We start from the raw sequence: 16,060 nt of genomic DNA, 5'->3' as shown, positions 1-16,060 counted from the left end.
TGAAATCATTCGACTGCTGATTTTACGAAATCAATTTGACCCGTCGAGACTGAGCAAGAATTACTCGTTTTGGCGGAGTCAGGCCGGTGTGGGCGACCGATTGCGATCGGAGGCGGGTGATTGATCCAGAAGGCCTCTGGAGCAAGCTGGATGCCCTGCAGGAGGGCTGCGAGGGTGCCTCGGCCAGGAGCGAGCGTCTTTGCGAGGGCGGCCAGAAACACGTCTAAGCCAAGAATGTTGAGCACGCGGGTAAAGTTGTAGCAGAGCGCCATCAGGTTCCACTCACCGCGGACCTTATCGAAGCCGCGGACCAGGAAATGACGATAGCCGGCGCGGCATTTGAGCGTGCCAAACGGATGCTCGACGATGGCAAAACGACGGCGCATCAGCTCGCCTGCACCCTGCATCCGCGCGCGATGACGTTCAAGAACGCCTTCATGCTCCCAGCGACCGATCGTCCGGTAGGCCGCGTTCGACGAGAGACACTGGACCTTGAGCGGGCAGGTCCTGCAGATCGCTCCGCGCGCCGCATAGCGGATCTCGATGCGGCCGCTGGTGTTCTTTTGCCTGCTCTTCATCGGATGTAGCGGTTGGCCGGCAGGACAACGGTAGGTGTCGGTTGCGCCATCATAGTTGAAGTCCTTGAGGGCAAAGCGGCCTTGCTTCTCGAGCCGGGCGTTGCCCTCCGGCACCGGCACATAGGGCGTGATGCCATCGTCTTCACAGGCCTTCAGTTCGCGACTGCTGTAATAGCCCTCATCTGCCAGCGCCTGCAGGGCCCCGACCTCGAGAGCCTCTTTTGCCGCCATGGCCATCGCATGTAGCTGGCCGACATCGCTGCTGTCGTTCACCACCTCGCTGGCGACAATGAGCTTGTGCTTGTCATCGACGGCGGTCTGCACATTGTAGCCTGCGACGCCCTGGCCGCTCTTGACCAGAAGCCGGGCATCCGGATCAGTCAGGGATAGCTGCGTCGCGCCATTCTCTTCCAGCCGAGCAAGGTCGCCTTGTGCGCGCAAGCGCTTCGCCAGCAGCGCCGCGATCTTCGCACCGATGTCGCCGCCACCTCCGCCGCCGCCATCGGGGCCATCCTTGCCCGGCTTCTTGGCTTCCGCGGCATCATTGTCCTCAAGGCACTTGCCGTAAGCCTCGATCTCTTGGTCCAGCTTGATGATCTGATCGGCAAGCCGTTTGCGCGTAAAGATGCTGGCCTTGCTGGCGTCGCCATGGAAGAACGAGCCGTCAATTGCAACAACGCTGCCGCCGACAAGACCAAGCTCGCGCATCAGCAGCACGAAGCTGCGGTTGGCTGCCTTCAGCGCCGCCCAGTTCTCTTTGCGGAAATTGCCGATCGTCCGATAACCCGGCTTCAGATTCTTCAGCAGCCAGATCAGTTCCAGATTGCGGCCGGCCTCCCGCTCCAACCGACGCGACGACCTGATTTGGTTGATGTAGCCGTAAAGGTAGAGCTTCAGCAGATCGGCTGGATCGTATGGCGGCTGGCCGACCTCTTCAGCCTTGCGATCCGCATGGCGAAAGCCGAGCTTGGCAAGGTCGAGGACACGAACGAAGCTCTCAATCGCCCGGACGGGGTTGTCCGGTCCGACATAGTCCTCAATCCGAGCAGGAAGCAGGCTGGCCTGGTCGCGGTTCTCGCCGGTCTTGAATGTGCGATTCGTCATGAACAGAATCGTACATCAACTCACCAAAATGCCGAGTTCTTGCTCAGTCTCGTCGGGCAAAACAGGGGTATGATGACATCATCGGGCGAACGTCCCGTGAGCGGTTCTGCGCGGAAAAAGCCGGTGGCTTCGGTGTGGCGACGATGCTAGGTAGCCGGCAATTCCTTTCCGATTTTGCGGGTTCAAGACGTTGCTGGACGGGCTCTACAAGGTTGAATACGGCGTCAACGACGGATTCGGCCGCAGCATCATGTGCCTGCATGAGGGCAAGATGCTGGGCGGCAATTCCGGCTTTGCGCATCTCGGCAGCTATGTCGAGCGCGACGGCGAGATCATCGCCGAGGTCATCACCGAGCGGCATAACCTGGACCCCAGCTACAAGCCGCTGATGGGTGCCGACGTCGCCACGATCGGGGCGCGCGGCCGGCTGTACGGCAATCAGATCCGTCTTCAGGGCGGCGCGGATACCATGCCGGGCGCCAAATTCTGGGCCAATCTCACGCGACTTGATGACGAGGGGTTGCCTCCGAGCGGTGCGGTCGGGCCGGGCGGCATTGCCCACGGACTCTATGGGATGAGGCTGAACGCGCTTGATGGCATCGATGCCGGACTCTCCGGCGTGATGCTGCTGATCGACGGGCGCATCCTCGGGGGTGATGCGTTCTTCTACTATCTCGGCGCCTATTCCTCGGCAGACGGCCGCTGGAAGGGCGAGATGCTGAACCAGGAGCACACGCCGGCGAAAGGGGAGAACCCCGTGTTCGGCGGCCTCGAGGTGGGCATCGGCTTCTCGGGGACCTGCACAGAAGACAGCGGCGAGCTTGAAGGCATCGCGCTGGCCGGCAAACGCAGCCTGCGCCTTGCGGCCTCGCTCAAGCTGATGCGAAGGGCTTAGGGCGTGCGCTCATAAATGTCGGATGTCCGCTTCGTGGCTGAAGCGGGCTTCACGCGTCGTCCTAGCCAATGTCAGCAAGTGTGAAGGGTTTCGGATGCCGGCCGCATGAGGGACGGCGCCGCGTATTCGGCGGTCGGCGTCCGAAAGCCTCCAAGGGAGGAAACCGCGCTTGAGGGAACGTAAGGCGTTGCGGCGGGCGCTATGGGGATTTGAGCGCCGCGGGCGAGCTGGCTGATTTGGATGGAGCCGTTGCAACGAGTTGTGCGACGGTGAAGCGGCTGACGAATGCGCGACGAATGGCATCGAACTCGACAGGTCGCCCGAGGATTTGCGTCGGCAGGCGGATGTCTGAGCGCGCTCCACCGTGGCCGGTCGAGAGGCGGCGAGCGCGATGAGCTGATTTGCAGGATTGAGACGCGGTCATGAGGTGTCGATCCTGGTGCGGTTCGTTGGAGCTGTCGCCCGATGCCGCGGCGTTGCACCGCGCGCGAACACCTCGATGATGATCATGCGGCCGCCGCAGCATGGACACGTCGGCTTGCTTTGATCGACGGCGGCAGGCTTGCCTTCAGGTCTTGCAACGGCGAGCAGCTGCCGCGCGCGGGCGATGTTGTCGGCGCAGGAGGTTTTGGCGAACAGGCCGTAGTGGCGGATGCGATGCAAGCCGCGTGGCAGCACGTGGATGAGGAAGCGGCGGATGAACTCGAAGGTCCCGAGCGTCATCTGCTTGTAGCGATCGCGGCCCTCGATGCGGTAGTCCTTCCACCTGAAGGTGACGCCACGCTGGTCGCAGGCAATCAGGCGGCTGTTGGCGATGGCAACACGGTGGGTGTAGCGCGACAGATAGGCCAGCACGGCCTCGGGCCCGCCGAACGGACGCTTGGCGTAGACGACCCACTCGGCTTTGCGCAGCGGCGCCAGGAAGGCTGCGAAGGATTGCACCTCGGCGAGATGAGCGTCATCGCCAAAGAAGGTCAGGCGGCCCGCTTGATGGGCGGCGACGAGCTTCTCCAGGAACAGCCGCCGGAACAGGCGGGAGAGCACGCGCACGGGGAGGAAGAAGCCCGGCCGGCAGGACACCCAGTGCTGGCCGTCGGGCGAGATGCCACCGCCCGGCACGATCATGTGCACGTGGGGATGATGGGTCAGCGCCGAGCCCCAGGTGTGCAGCACCGAGGTGATGCCGATCCTGGCGCCCAGATGCTTGGGGTCGGCGGCGATCGTCAGCATGGTCTCGGCCGAGACCTTGAACAGCAGGTCGTAGAGGACGGCCTTGTTCTGGTAGGCGATGTCGGCGATCGCTCCTGGGAGCGTGAACACCACATGATAGTACGGCACGGGCAACAGCTCGGCCTCGCGGTCGGCAAGCCAGTCCTTCGCGGCGGCGCCCTGGCACTTCGGGCAGTGCCGGTTGCGGCAGGAGTTGTAGGCGATGGTCGTATAGGCGCAGTCCTCACAGCGCGCGACATGGCCGCCGAGGGCTGCCGTGCGGCAGCGCTCGATCGCCGACATCACCTTGAGCTGGTGGAGGCTGACATGGCCGGCATGGGCCTTGCGCCATGCCGGGCCATGGTCGTGGAAGATATCCGCAACCTCCAAAGCCGGGCGCGACACCGCTTTGGCGTCAGCCGGGCGGCCGGATCTCCTTGAGCTTGAGCGCGATGTGCTCCAGCGGGCTCATGACCTCGCTGATCGTCTTGGTAGCGACGCGGGTATACAGCGCCGTGGTGTCGAGCTTGGCATGACCGAGCAGCACCTGGATCACGCGGACATCGATGTTCTGCTCCAAGAGGTGGGTGGCGAAGCTATGCCGCAAGGTGTGCAGCGAGACGCGCTTGTTAATCTCCGCCATTTGCGCAGCGGCATGACAGGCGCGGTTGAGCTGGCGCGTGGTCATCGGCTGGGCCGGATCGCGGCCCGGGAACAGCCAGCCCTGGGGGCGCGCCGCCTTCCACCAGGTCCGCAGCAGGTCGAGCAGGTATGGGGAGAGCATGACGTTACGATCCTTGCCGCCCTTGCCCTGTTCGATGCGGATGATCATGCGCTGGCTGTCGATGTCGGAGACCTTGAGCGAGACCACCTCGGTGGCGCGCAGGCCGGCGCCGTAGGCCACGCTCAAGGCCGCCTTGTACTTCAGCCCCGGCGCAGCATCGAGCAGTCGCGCCACCTCCTCGACGCTGAGCACCACCGGCAGCTTGCGCGGCTCGTGAATGACATGGGTATGCTCGACGATCTCGTGGCGCTTGAGTGTGACCCGAAAGAAGAACCGCAGCGTCGAGACGGTCTGGTTGATGGTCGGCACGCCAACGCCGCTTGCCGTCAGATGTAGCTGATAGCGGCGCACGTCCTCGAAGGTCGCCGTATCCGGTGATCGCCCGAGAAACGCGGCGAAGTTCTTGATTCTTTGCACGTAGTCATGTTGGGTCTTCGGCGCGAGCTTGCGGATCGTCATGTCTTCGATCATGCGCCGGCGCAACGGGCTCATTGCCTCGTCGGTCATGGGGATGCTCCTGTCTTGGGTGAAGGTTGCGAACCCCTCATCTCAAGACAGGACGCCCCGTCGCGCTATCGTCTTGGCTGTGTCGCCAGCCCCGGGCCCTACCGCGCGAGCGGTTTAGTCCGTTGAACCCGGAACGGACATCGCGCCTATTGCGGTCTTCGCATGGCAATGTCGATTTTGGGCAAACGAGATGCTATCCGTCATCGAAACGAGAACCAACCATCGACGGCTTGAATGAGCGAACCTCTGACCGAACGCACGGTGGTTATTGGAAACAGTGGCTCTGGTAAGAGCACGTTGGCCGAAGCCGTCGCCGATTTAGCCCAAATCCCTGCGATTGATCTCGACCTTCTGCACTGGGAAGAAGGCAGCTATGGCCTAAAGCGCAATGAAGACGTCACGCGAAAGATGGTCCTGGATATTTCTGACCAGCCGCGCTGGATTATTGAAGGTGTATTCGGATGGCTGGCAGAAGTGGCCCTTCCCAAAGCCACCGCTCTCATTTGGCTAGATCTCCCGTGGAGCGTTTGCCGCGCCGGGCTGCTCGCCCGCGGCCTGCGGCGGGGAGCAACAAGTCATGATGCAGCAGAACTGATGAAGTGGGCGGAAGCCTATTGGTCTCGGCAGACACCATCCTCCTTTGCTGGCCATTCCAAGATGTTCAACGATTTCTCCGGCACCAAGTTGCGGCTGGAGAGCCGAGAACAAGTTGCCAGGTTCCTCGAAAATCTACGTGCCAGCATGACAAATACCGACCTACGGCTTTAAGCACCACCGTGTATCTGAAGTGGAACCCTGTCGGGTCGCTCTACAAGAGGCATGGTTTTGTTGTGACTGGCGAGACAGAAATCCACTGGCTCATGGAGCGACCAGCGTATGGCCTTGGCCATTAACATTCGATCCGATGATTCCTCCGCAGAGCGGATCGAGGCATTGTGGGATGAAGTCGCAATGTTTGAGAGCCAGCCTTCAATGAGGGCACTCAACTATCGGCCACATTTTACATTCGCCATCTATGATACGCCCGAGATTACTGCGAAGACCGCGTGGGAGGCCATGCTCCGCGCAGTAGGAGGCGAAGGGCAGCTATTCGTCGAGTTCAGGCGTATTTGTTGGTTTGCAGGTCCGCCGCTCGTGCTCTGGGCGGAGCCGAATGTCCATGAAACTATCGCTCGTTGGCACGCTTCGATCAGCGCTGCAATCGATCCAACTTTTTGTCGGCTCCACTATCGGCCCGGAAACTGGAGACCTCATTGCACGCTCGGCACACAAATCGCCGATGGAAAGCGCGATGACGCGATCGCTTTCGCGCAGTCATTCAACGGGAGCATCACCGTGCTGTTTGACGTCTTGGATTGTGTTGCGTTTCCGCCTGTGCGGGTGATTGCAGAACGGAGGCTGCCGCTCTGCACTCCATGAGGTCAGATGCTGCGCCTAAGGCTTCGGCGTGCGGCTGTTTGCTGTCCACCGCCTCAAGCGCCGTGAGGTCGACTTTCGGACAGCGAGCGGACGAAGGTGATACCCGTTGTTGTGAAGGGTTTCGGATGCCGGCCGCATGAGGGACGGCGCCGCGTATTCGGCGGTCGGCGTCCGAAAGCCTCCAAGGGAGGAAACCGCGCTTGAGGGAACGTAAGGCGTTGCGGCGGGCGCTATGGGGATTTGAGCGCCGCGGGCGAGCTGGCTGATTTGGATGGAGCCGTTGCAACGAGTTGTGCGACGGTGAAGCGGCTGACGAATGCGCGACGAATGGCATCGAACTCGACAGGTCGCCCGAGGATTTGCGTCGGCAGGCGGATGTCTGAGCGCGCTCCGCCGTGGCCGGTCGAGAGGCGGCGAGCGCGATGAGCTGATTTGCAGGATTGAGACGCGGTCATGAGGTGTCGATCCTGGTGCGGTTCGTTGGAGCTGTCGCCCGATGCCGCGGCGTTGCACCGCGCGCGAACACCTCGATGATGATCATGCGGCCGCCGCAGCATGGACAAGTCGGCTTGCTTTGATCGACGGCGGCAGGCTTGCCTTCAGGTCTTGCAACGGCGAGCAGCTGCCGCGCGCGGGCGATGTTGTCGGCGCAGGAGGTTTTGGCGAACAGGCCGTAGTGGCGGATGCGATGCAAGCCGCGTGGCAGCACGTGGATGAGGAAGCGGCGGATGAACTCGAAGGTCCCGAGCGTCATCTGCTTGTAGCGATCGCGGCCCTCGATGCGGTAGTCCTTCCACCTGAAGGTGACGCCACGCTGGTCGCAGGCAATCAGGCGGCTGTTGGCGATGGCAACACGGTGGGTGTAGCGCGACAGATAGGCCAGCACGGCCTCGGGCCCGCCGAACGGACGCTTGGCGTAGACGACCCACTCGGCTTTGCGCAGCGGCGCCAGGAAGGCTGCGAAGGATTGCACCTCGGCGAGATGAGCGTCATCGCCAAAGAAGGTCAGGCGGCCCGCTTGATGGGCGGCGACGAGCTTCTCCAGGAACAGCCGCCGGAACAGGCGGGAGAGCACGCGCACGGGGAGGAAGAAGCCCGGCCGGCAGGACACCCAGTGCTGGCCGTCGGGCGAGATGCCACCGCCCGGCACGATCATGTGCACGTGGGGATGATGGGTCAGCGCCGAGCCCCAGGTGTGCAGCACCGAGGTGATGCCGATCCTGGCGCCCAGATGCTTGGGGTCGGCGGCGATCGTCAGCATGGTCTCGGCCGAGACCTTGAACAGCAGGTCGTAGAGGACGGCCTTGTTCTGGTAGGCGATGTCGGCGATCGCTCCTGGGAGCGTGAACACCACATGATAGTACGGCACGGGCAACAGCTCGGCCTCGCGGTCGGCAAGCCAGTCCTTCGCGGCGGCGCCCTGGCACTTCGGGCAGTGCCGGTTGCGGCAGGAGTTGTAGGCGATGGTCGTATAGGCGCAGTCCTCACAGCGCGCGACATGGCCGCCGAGGGCTGCCGTGCGGCAGCGCTCGATCGCCGACATCACCTTGAGCTGGTGGAGGCTGACATGGCCGGCATGGGCCTTGCGCCATGCCGGGCCATGGTCGTGGAAGATATCCGCAACCTCCAAAGCCGGGCGCGACACCGCTTTGGCGTCAGCCGGGCGGCCGGATCTCCTTGAGCTTGAGCGCGATGTGCTCCAGCGGGCTCATGACCTCGCTGATCGTCTTGGTAGCGACGCGGGTATACAGCGCCGTGGTGTCGAGCTTGGCATGACCGAGCAGCACCTGGATCACGCGGACATCGATGTTCTGCTCCAAGAGGTGGGTGGCGAAGCTATGCCGCAAGGTGTGCAGCGAGACGCGCTTGTTAATCTCCGCCATTTGCGCAGCGGCATGACAGGCGCGGTTGAGCTGGCGCGTGGTCATCGGCTGGGCCGGATCGCGGCCCGGGAACAGCCAGCCCTGGGGGCGCGCCGCCTTCCACCAGGTCCGCAGCAGGTCGAGCAGGTATGGGGAGAGCATGACGTTACGATCCTTGCCGCCCTTGCCCTGTTCGATGCGGATGATCATGCGCTGGCTGTCGATGTCGGAGACCTTGAGCGAGACCACCTCGGTGGCGCGCAGGCCGGCGCCGTAGGCCACGCTCAAGGCCGCCTTGTACTTCAGCCCCGGCGCAGCATCGAGCAGTCGCGCCACCTCCTCGACGCTGAGCACCACCGGCAGCTTGCGCGGCTCGTGAATGACATGGGTATGCTCGACGATCTCGTGGCGCTTGAGTGTGACCCGAAAGAAGAACCGCAGCGTCGAGACGGTCTGGTTGATGGTCGGCACGCCAACGCCGCTTGCCGTCAGATGTAGCTGATAGCGGCGCACGTCCTCGAAGGTCGCCGTATCCGGTGATCGCCCGAGAAACGCGGCGAAGTTCTTGATTCTTTGCACGTAGTCATGTTGGGTCTTCGGCGCGAGCTTGCGGATTGTCATGTCTTCGATCATGCGCCGGCGCAACGGGCTCATTGCCTCGTCGGTCATGGGGATGCTCCTGTCTTGGGTGAAGGTTGCGAACCCCTCATCTCAAGACAGGACGCCCCGTCGCGCTATCGTCTTGGCTGTGTCGCCAGCCCCGGGGCCCTACCGCGCGAGCGGTTTAGTCCTCTGACCCAAATAGGACGTCGCACCTTTCGTGCGTGACATTCCGTTGTCGTCCAAGTCCGGACTGGTCTACGATGGCATTCGGCGAGCTTGGTCAAATCTTAGGCAAAAGACGTGTCTCAGACAGTTGGATCGTCCGAAACCATCAAGAGCAGAAAATATCTTGCCTCCCGTGAAGGATGGATCGAGAGCATCCTAGTTCTCGCAATGGTGTTGTCGCCCGTCGTGCTCGCTGTCATCATTTTGGCTGTTGGTTTAGCCGTTTTTATATGGCCAAGACCCAAAGCAGAAGTACCTGGCTCTCAAGGGCCATTCAGCTACGATCGCTACTTCAGGTACGCGGGATGGTTGCTCGTCTGAAGCAATGGAGGCCGGCTCGATGAGTATTCGGTTAGTGATCATCTTGGCAACTATCCTCTCGCAAGGCTGCTGCGTGGCGACGGCGCGGTGCTCTGAAGCTGCTCGGCAGCGGATCCAGTACGCCGCCAAGCTGCAAGAGTTTTTCGATTCGTTGATGGACAGGACAAAGACGAGCGTTAGCGCTGAGGGTACGGAGTCGTCGAGCCTGCGGATCGTGCGTTCTGGTGTGTTTCGTGGACAGTTCAGGTCCCTAGTTCGCCCGTTCCTCGGTGAATTGGAGACCTTGGGCTTCAGATCGCTCGTTCTTTGTACTCCTGGCACGATGTGCCAAGAGACCTGCGTAAGTCATAGTTCATGTTGAGTTTTTCATCTTGGCGCCAGAACCAACAGTCCTGCGCAAAACCAAGGTAAAAGCAAAGCTTCGACTACCATTGCCCAGCGTCGATATCTCTTACCGCGCTCGTTGAGAGCCAACGGATCTCGCCAAAGGGCGGGGCGGCGCCCCTCAAGGCGCCAATCTGAATAGCCGTTGAATTGAGCCAATCCCGGAGCCAAGTTTCGGCGCATTTGCCGGATGCACCAAGCGTCCGCAAAGCCTAGACTCAACATGCCCAACGGCCAAATTGAGAAGATCGCGTTTGAGGCGAACAACATCACTGCTTCGTCTCTGTTGAAATCCCATTTTAGCACGTGGAGCCACCGTTCGAGTAGATGCTATTTTTTCTGGAGCACTCGTAACCGCGCAATTGCTTCGGCGACCGTCCCTCCTTGCGCGTCGACAAGTGCAGCTTCGACAACCATTTCGCGATCTGTACGCCCGACAATTCTCGCCCTGGCTGTTATTAGCCCAGCACCAGCGGGCCTTAGAAAGCGCGTATCCAGGCTGCGGGTTACCACTGTCAAATCCGGCGAGAGCCCAGCCAATGCGCAAATCCCCGTCGCCGAATCCAGCATCGCCGCGAGAAAACCGCCCTGGATCGTCCCATGCCTGTTGCTGAACGAGCGGCGAGCCTGAAACCGTATCAAGGCCGTTTCGCCCGTCTCATCAAAGCCGAGCCACTCGCGCCCCAGCAACTGGGCGCCGGGTGGCACATCTGTTGTCGCGTCGCTCATGTCGATCACCTCGCTGCTCAGTAGCATCGAGCCTATCAAGCGATCGATCTTAGGCAACGGCTCACGACCACGACGCGATCGGTAACAATCTGTGATTGAGCAAGTATTCACGTGGACCTAAACTGGTTGCTGGTAGGAAGGCGTCATCATGGTTGCAGCGTCCCTTGAAATTGAACCCCTGTCCATCGGGTCGGGTCTGCCGGCAACAATCGCCGCGCTCCAATTCTCGTTCTGGGGGGCGTTGACCGGCTACGGTTCTGCTGCGGACTACGAGCAATTTCTCCGCTGCGCGGCCCGCTCGCGGCAACTGCCAATAATTCTAATCGCTCGACGTGGAGCTACGTTTCTCGGCTCGGTCAATTTGCTTGCATGCGAGATGACAGCACGTCCTGAGCTTTCGCCATGGATGGCCCAACTGTTTGTGGTTGATTCGGAGCGCGGGCGAGGCATCGGAAACGCGCTTATCGGGGCCTCGATTTCTCGTCTTGCAGAGCTTAGCTTTCGACGTGTCCACCTCTACACGTCGGGCACGTTACCAGCGTACTACGCCGCTCTCGGCTGGAAGCCAATTGAAGAGGTGGAGTACCTTGGTAAGCTGCGCACCATTATGGCGTTCGATTTGCTGTAACCAGGTGTGTATGGTCGATCGCGTTTACCGAAGCGCTACGATGCCTTTGGCGATCATGCTGGCGACGTTCATTTCTCGGCCAAACGGTGCGATGAATATCAGTTGACCGGGATGAGAAGATGGTGACATGAAGCTATACTACGCGCCGGGCACGATATCGCTTATGCCCCATGTCGCCTTGCTCGAGAGTGGTCTTTCCTTTGTCGCCATAAGAGTAGACGAAGCTAGCAAGAAGATGGCGGATGGCGAGGACTACAACGCCATAAATCCACTGGGCTACATACCAGCCTTGGTGCTCGATGACGGTAGCGTACTTCTTGAGGCAGCCGCGATCGCCCAGTATGTCGCGGACCGCGATTCGACGGGAAAGCTCGCTCCTCCGCACGGGACCATCGAGCGGGCGAGACTTCAAGCTTGGCTGAACTTTCTCTCCAGCGAGATGCACAAGGGAGGTCTTGGCCCGCTATTTTACACGGCACTGGACGAGCGAGCGAAGGACATTTTCCGCGAGCGCTTGCGGGCACGCTTCGCCTTTGTCGACCAGCATCTTTCTACGCATGAGTATCTGCTGGGCAAGGACTACTCGATTGCCGACGTCGGTTTGTATGCGGTAACAGGCTGGACGCCTCGTGTGGGCTTCGATATTCGCGCCTATCCGAACTTGGCCGCGCATCACGCTCGGATCGCCAATCGGCACGCTGTACGTGAAGTTCTTCGGATCGAGGCTCCTATTCCGCCATGACCCTTGGAGAGTGAGATTCAGGTATCAAGCCTCCCGCGGAAGCGTCGTCCGATCTTGGCCCGAAGGCGAAGATCAAGATCGCGTCGGGCACGTCAGCAGTTGAGGCCAGACCAGGCGCGCCGAAAAAGTGACAAAATCGACGCGATTGACCCGCTGCTGACAATTGCAGGTCACGATTAGGTTGGTACAGTGACATAATACCGACGGTGCCGTGCTGCGCGCTTCCGGTGAAGGAATCTTCAGATGATTCGTAATCTGATAGGCGTGATAACCGTAATTTCGGTAGTCGGCATTGCGTTCGCGTCATTTTATCTGAGTATCGAAATGGCGAGAAGACAGGTAGCGTGACCTTGCCCCACGGGCTTAATCCAGTTTGAAGTTCGGTCTGGCCCACGACAAGGACCAGAGCATGAAGCGCAGCCGCTTTTCGGAAGAGCAGATCATCGGGATTTTGAAGGAGCACGAGGCCGGCGTTTCGGTTGCCGACCTGTGCCGCAAGCATGGCGTCAGCGACGCCAGCATCTACAAATGGAGGGCGAAGTTCGGCGGTATGGAGGTGTCGGAGGCTAAGCGGCTGAAGGCGCTGGAGGATGAGAACACGCGGCTGAAGCGGCTGCTGGCGGATGCCATGCTCGACAATGTCGCGCTGAAGGACTTGCTGGGAAAGAAATGGTGACGCCCGCGAGGAGGCGGAAAGCTGTCGCCCATCTCATGGATGCCCACGGGATGAGCGAACGGCGGGCGTGTAAAACCATCGGCAGCTGCCGCATGACTGTGAGATACAAGACGATCCGGACGGACGCTGGCGGCCTTCGCCAGCGCATGAAGGCGATCGCGCACGAGCGCCGCCGCTTCGGCTATCGGCGCGTGCATGTCCTGCTCAAGCGGGAGGGCTATAGGGTCAACCACAAGAAGCTGTTCCGGCTGTACCGGGAAGAGAAGCTTGCAGTGCGCCGCCGTGGCGGCCGCAAGCGCGCCATCGGGACCAGGGCGCCGATGACGGTGCCGATGGCGCCGAACGAGCGCTGGTCGCTCGACTTCGTGTCGGATCAGCTGACCTGCGGCCGCCGCTTCCGCGTCCTCACCATGGTCGATGACTGCACCCGCGAGTGCCTGGCGCTGGTGGCCGATACCTCGCTCTCCGGCATCCGCGTGGCGCGGGAACTGGACCGGCTGATGATCGAGCGCGGCAAGCCGAAAATGGTGGTCAGCGACAACGGCAGCGAGCTGACCAGCAACGCCATCCTGACATGGGCGGATCAGAGCCGCGTCGCCTGGCACTACATTGCGCCGGGCAAGCCAATGCAGAATGCCTTCATCGAGAGCTTCAACGGCCGGCTGCGGGATGAATTGCTGAACGAGACGCTGTTCACGTCACTGGCCCAGGCTCGCGTCGCACTCGGATGCTGGCGGGCCGATTACAACGATGCCCGACCCCACTCGCAGCTCGGATGGAAAACGCCCTCCGAGTTCGCCTTCACCTGTCACCCGCGCCGGGATCTGGCGCTGCGCTATGCCGAAGGCTCCGCGCCAGCTCCCGTCGCTCCCACCGCCCAACCGGGCAAATCCAACGACCGGAGCGAACTCAGGATTGGATAAAACTTGGGGGCAAGGTCAAGCGGTCTGGAGAAGGGGATCGACCTATATGTTTGTTCGTTCGAACGGCATGGGCGGCATTCAGCGAAGAGCGCGTGAAGTCTGGATCAAGCAGCTCGGATACGACGAACTGGAAGCAGCCATGATCGCAAGATATCAGTCACGCGCAGGGCTGACGGCCTTTGTGGGGTGCACGCTGTTATTCTTAATAGCGGCAGCCGTACTTCAACATTTCGATGCCGCCTGCACCGATTGTGGTATCCGAGGAGAAAGACCTGCGACGACTGCTGGCCGCTAGCGTTGGGGCCTCACGCGTGGGGGGAACAGCTGGTTCTAACCGGAGCCGACTGTTCTGGCTGATAGCGCAGATGCTATGTAAGTGAGATGTCGCTCTTTTTGTGCATGCTCGCCATTGCACTCCTCGGCATTGCCGGATGGGGTTTTATGTCCGTGATGGCGGAGCTGGCTAAGTCGTATCCGCATGAGCCGCTGGATACATTTTCTCGCAGATTTGAGGTCGATGAGTTCATTTGGAGACCCCGTGCTCCGCCAGCATTGCGAAAGCAATATATCGCGACGCAAGCTTGCGCTGTCCTAGCGTGTCTTTGCCTCGCCGCGTTGGTGTGGAACAACGAACAGCGCGCCGACCTCCGCGCATTTGGGACTATTGGCTTTTGCGCCGTTGCAATTCTCGGAGCCGCTTTTCTGGGTTGGAAGGCCTTCCGGCGAGGAACATGACGCATTCAGAGTAACGATGTGACCACTTGTGCCCCCGAGCCGAACCAAGCTGCCCCTATTGTGACGTCGGCCATCGGTCGGAAGCGGGACGCACGGCCGCACTTGCCTCGAGGTCGCTCATAATCCGATGGCGAGATCGGGACGGCTTTCGGCCCGTCAGCAGTCGAGAACATCGGGCCTGACAGGAAGGCGCTCAATCAGCACAAATGACCCAAGCGGCCCAGCGCTCGCTTAGTCGGCGCATGTCGCAGAAGGTTCATGCGATCCTGGGAAATTTCGCGGCTCCTCAGCGCTGGTGTGCAGTCATAGGATCAGATCGTCCGGGCGAAGAGGCCCGATTCGAATCTTCAGTTCGTACTCGTAAGTCGGACGCCGACGTCGATCTGCTCGTCAAAGCCGGCCGCATCCGCAAATAAAAGCACGGGGGGGCCATCATGTCCGCGTTGTCACGTCGCGATTTCCTGGCACTTTCGACATCGGCCGCGGCTGTCGGCCTCGCCGCGCCTGCGCGAGCCGCGATGGGGCCGAACGACAAGTACGATCTGGTGATCCGCGGCGGAGAGGTCCTCGATCCCAGTCAGTCGCTGCGCGCCAGGCGCGATATCGGCATCCGCTGGGGCATGATCGAAACGGTCCAGGAGTCATCTACAAAGTAGTCTTGCTCGGGATCGCCGCTCAGATTGGTGAAGCGCAACACAACAATGGAAAGATCCGGGGGTGAGCTCCGCGGAGCCATCGTGTCCGGGCATGTTTGGGGGCCGGACGCCTCGGACAGAACTGAGGCGGGCACCTCTTGCACCAAGCCAATGAAGGAAACCCTTCCAACGTCTTGACGAGGCGCTGCTTCTCGCCGCTGTCGCCGATCGCGCTTCGAGCCGCGTTGATGCGGGTCGTCAACGCTGCATCAGACACGGCGCGGCCGTTCCAAATCACATCGATCAGCTCGTCTTTGCTGACGACCCGACCTCGATTGCGGATCAGATGATGCAGCAGGTCGAATGTCTGGGGCGCGCCGGCGATCGGCATCGAACACGTATTCCTCGAAGACATAGCGCAAGCTGCCACTCCGCAAAGGCCCCGTCGCGCAGAGGCGCCGGCTTGATCGCAAAGAATAAGCCTCTGGTAAGGACAATGTAAGCCGCACGTCAAGCGTGTCCGACGGCATGCTGGCACGCTCGCCCGGCAAAAACTGCGCCAGGGGAGCGGGTGACCCGATCATCTTAACTGTGGCGAACGGCGGAGCGGGGCTCATCCTCATTGGTCAGGACGGACACGACGATGCAGAGGTGTCGGTGACGTCCCGCTTTGTGTTCGTGCGGCGCGAGAAAGCCGCGCCTGCCGAGGCGGCACTCGTCCCTTAAGACGATTTCACGGACGGCCCCCGCATCATCCGCCGTGGCGCGCCTGATTGCGATCTGCTTCTCGGGCGTCACTGTCTCCTTCATCGTAAAGCCGGAAGACAGGCACAAAAACCCGCCTGACGGCGGGGGCACGACCAATACAAACGCGCGCTAACCCGCCTTTGAATGGACAAGCTAAACTTCATGTAAGCGCGGCGGCTGCAACCCAGAAACGATGCCCGCGATGACGCCCGCCACGGTCGTGGCAGCAATATCGCGCGATGATGAATAAGCTTCATTGCAGCGCTCGACGCTGATGTTTGCTCGTGGCGACAGGGACGACTTTGCGCGCTCAGCAGTGAGGTAATGGCCGGAGTCGTCGTGGTGAACCGACAT

The 16,060-nt window shown here is 61.1% G+C and carries 15 protein-coding genes and 2 pseudogenes; 9 read left to right on the top strand and 8 right to left on the bottom strand.

The genetic code is table 11. The features are described from left to right. Positions 1-5: 5 nt before the first annotated feature. A complete protein-coding gene (locus P6U29_RS23580) occupies positions 6-1,682 on the bottom strand; it encodes an IS1182 family transposase (protein ID WP_407112512.1) in 1,677 nt (558 codons plus the stop codon). Positions 1,683-1,872: 190 nt separating this feature from the next. On the opposite strand from P6U29_RS23580, the gene P6U29_RS23575 reads away from it, so the two are divergent. Next, complete coding sequence (locus P6U29_RS23575) at positions 1,873-2,577, top strand: GrlR family regulatory protein (RefSeq protein ID WP_407112511.1); 705 nt, start codon at positions 1,873-1,875, stop codon at positions 2,575-2,577. 420 nt (positions 2,578-2,997) lie between these two features. Here the strand turns inward: P6U29_RS23575 and P6U29_RS23570 are convergent, their stop codons facing one another. Both P6U29_RS23570 and P6U29_RS23565 read right to left on the bottom strand, forming a co-directional pair. Next, positions 2,998-4,191: an IS91 family transposase gene (locus P6U29_RS23570; protein ID WP_407112508.1), complete on the bottom strand. Its 1,194-nt coding sequence runs from the start codon at positions 4,189-4,191 to the stop codon at positions 2,998-3,000. Between the two features lie 10 nt (positions 4,192-4,201). Next, positions 4,202-5,077 (bottom strand): tyrosine-type recombinase/integrase, encoded by an 876-nt coding sequence (locus P6U29_RS23565; RefSeq protein WP_407112507.1) that lies wholly within the window; start codon positions 5,075-5,077, stop codon positions 4,202-4,204. Positions 5,078-5,311: 234 nt separating this feature from the next. On the opposite strand from P6U29_RS23565, the gene P6U29_RS23560 reads away from it, so the two are divergent. Next, a complete protein-coding gene (locus P6U29_RS23560; protein ID WP_407112510.1) occupies positions 5,312-5,845 on the top strand; it encodes an AAA family ATPase in 534 nt (177 codons plus the stop codon). A 108-nt stretch (positions 5,846-5,953) separates the two neighbouring features. After that, a complete protein-coding gene (locus tag P6U29_RS23555) occupies positions 5,954-6,496 on the top strand; it encodes a 2'-5' RNA ligase family protein (protein ID WP_407112509.1) in 543 nt (180 codons plus the stop codon). Positions 6,497-6,947: 451 nt separating this feature from the next. Here the strand turns inward: P6U29_RS23555 and P6U29_RS23550 are convergent, their stop codons facing one another. The 3 genes from P6U29_RS23550 to P6U29_RS23540 form a co-directional block, all read right to left on the bottom strand. Beyond that, positions 6,948-8,141: an IS91 family transposase gene (locus P6U29_RS23550; protein ID WP_407112508.1), complete on the bottom strand. Its 1,194-nt coding sequence runs from the start codon at positions 8,139-8,141 to the stop codon at positions 6,948-6,950. A 10-nt stretch (positions 8,142-8,151) separates the two neighbouring features. Continuing rightward, on the bottom strand, positions 8,152-9,027 hold the full coding sequence (locus tag P6U29_RS23545; RefSeq protein ID WP_407112507.1) for a tyrosine-type recombinase/integrase: 876 nt from the start codon (positions 9,025-9,027) through the stop codon (positions 8,152-8,154). Between the two features lie 1,194 nt (positions 9,028-10,221). Next, on the bottom strand, positions 10,222-10,677 hold the full coding sequence (locus P6U29_RS23540) for a PaaI family thioesterase (protein ID WP_407112506.1): 456 nt from the start codon (positions 10,675-10,677) through the stop codon (positions 10,222-10,224). 91 nt (positions 10,678-10,768) lie between these two features. Here P6U29_RS23540 and P6U29_RS23535 point away from each other — a divergent pair, with 91 nt between their 5' ends. From P6U29_RS23535 to P6U29_RS23515, 5 genes and pseudogenes are all read left to right on the top strand, one after another. After that, positions 10,769-11,248: a GNAT family N-acetyltransferase gene (locus tag P6U29_RS23535; protein WP_407112505.1), complete on the top strand. Its 480-nt coding sequence runs from the start codon at positions 10,769-10,771 to the stop codon at positions 11,246-11,248. 127 nt (positions 11,249-11,375) lie between these two features. Then, on the top strand, positions 11,376-11,990 hold the full coding sequence (locus P6U29_RS23530) for a glutathione binding-like protein (RefSeq protein WP_407112504.1): 615 nt from the start codon (positions 11,376-11,378) through the stop codon (positions 11,988-11,990). A 409-nt stretch (positions 11,991-12,399) separates the two neighbouring features. Then, positions 12,400-13,589, top strand: a protein-coding gene (locus P6U29_RS23525) for an IS3 family transposase (protein ID WP_407112503.1) whose coding sequence is annotated in 2 segments (ribosomal slippage) — positions 12,400-12,649 and positions 12,649-13,589 — 1,191 coding nt in all. Because the reading frame shifts where the segments join, the coding sequence is not laid out codon by codon here. A 46-nt stretch (positions 13,590-13,635) separates the two neighbouring features. Continuing rightward, positions 13,636-13,884, top strand: a complete 249-nt coding sequence (locus P6U29_RS23520; RefSeq protein ID WP_407112502.1) for a hypothetical protein — start codon at positions 13,636-13,638, stop codon at positions 13,882-13,884. 874 nt (positions 13,885-14,758) lie between these two features. Then, positions 14,759-14,962 (top strand): annotated as a pseudogene (locus P6U29_RS23515) (twin-arginine translocation signal domain-containing protein); the annotation flags it as partial. A gap of 5 nt (positions 14,963-14,967) precedes the next feature. Here P6U29_RS23515 and P6U29_RS23510 read toward each other — a convergent pair. Then, positions 14,968-15,381 (bottom strand): annotated as a pseudogene (locus tag P6U29_RS23510) (winged helix-turn-helix domain-containing protein); the annotation flags it as partial. A gap of 94 nt (positions 15,382-15,475) precedes the next feature. Between P6U29_RS23510 and P6U29_RS23505 the strand changes: the two are divergent. Next, positions 15,476-15,685 carry a hypothetical protein gene (locus P6U29_RS23505; RefSeq protein ID WP_407119604.1) on the top strand — a complete coding sequence of 70 codons (210 nt, stop codon included), beginning with the start codon at positions 15,476-15,478 and terminating at the stop codon, positions 15,683-15,685. A gap of 174 nt (positions 15,686-15,859) precedes the next feature. Here P6U29_RS23505 and P6U29_RS23500 read toward each other — a convergent pair whose 3' ends face one another. Beyond that, a complete protein-coding gene (locus tag P6U29_RS23500; protein WP_407112501.1) occupies positions 15,860-16,060 on the bottom strand; it encodes a hypothetical protein in 201 nt (66 codons plus the stop codon).

Origin of the sequence: Bradyrhizobium sp. LMG 9283 (assembly GCF_045571415.1) — a bacterium.
Lineage (GTDB): Bacteria > Pseudomonadota > Alphaproteobacteria > Rhizobiales > Xanthobacteraceae > Bradyrhizobium.
This window is presented reverse-complemented; position numbering and strand designations above follow the sequence as displayed.

Excerpts from the sequence above, each read along its gene's own strand:
- P6U29_RS23535 (WP_407112505.1), top strand. The coding sequence starts at position 10,769 with ATGGTTGCAGCGTCCCTTGAAATTGAACCCCTGTCCATCGGGTCGGGT.
- P6U29_RS23530 (WP_407112504.1), top strand. The coding sequence starts at position 11,376 with ATGAAGCTATACTACGCGCCGGGCACGATATCGCTTATGCCCCATGTC.
- P6U29_RS23560 (WP_407112510.1), top strand. The coding sequence starts at position 5,312 with ATGAGCGAACCTCTGACCGAACGCACGGTGGTTATTGGAAACAGTGGC.
- P6U29_RS23555 (WP_407112509.1), top strand. The coding sequence starts at position 5,954 with ATGGCCTTGGCCATTAACATTCGATCCGATGATTCCTCCGCAGAGCGG.
- P6U29_RS23565 (WP_407112507.1), bottom strand. The coding sequence starts at position 5,077 with ATGACCGACGAGGCAATGAGCCCGTTGCGCCGGCGCATGATCGAAGAC.
- P6U29_RS23545 (WP_407112507.1), bottom strand. The coding sequence starts at position 9,027 with ATGACCGACGAGGCAATGAGCCCGTTGCGCCGGCGCATGATCGAAGAC.
- P6U29_RS23520 (WP_407112502.1), top strand. The coding sequence starts at position 13,636 with ATGTTTGTTCGTTCGAACGGCATGGGCGGCATTCAGCGAAGAGCGCGT.
- P6U29_RS23580 (WP_407112512.1), bottom strand. The coding sequence starts at position 1,682 with ATGACGAATCGCACATTCAAGACCGGCGAGAACCGCGACCAGGCCAGC.
- P6U29_RS23500 (WP_407112501.1), bottom strand. The coding sequence starts at position 16,060 with ATGTCGGTTCACCACGACGACTCCGGCCATTACCTCACTGCTGAGCGC.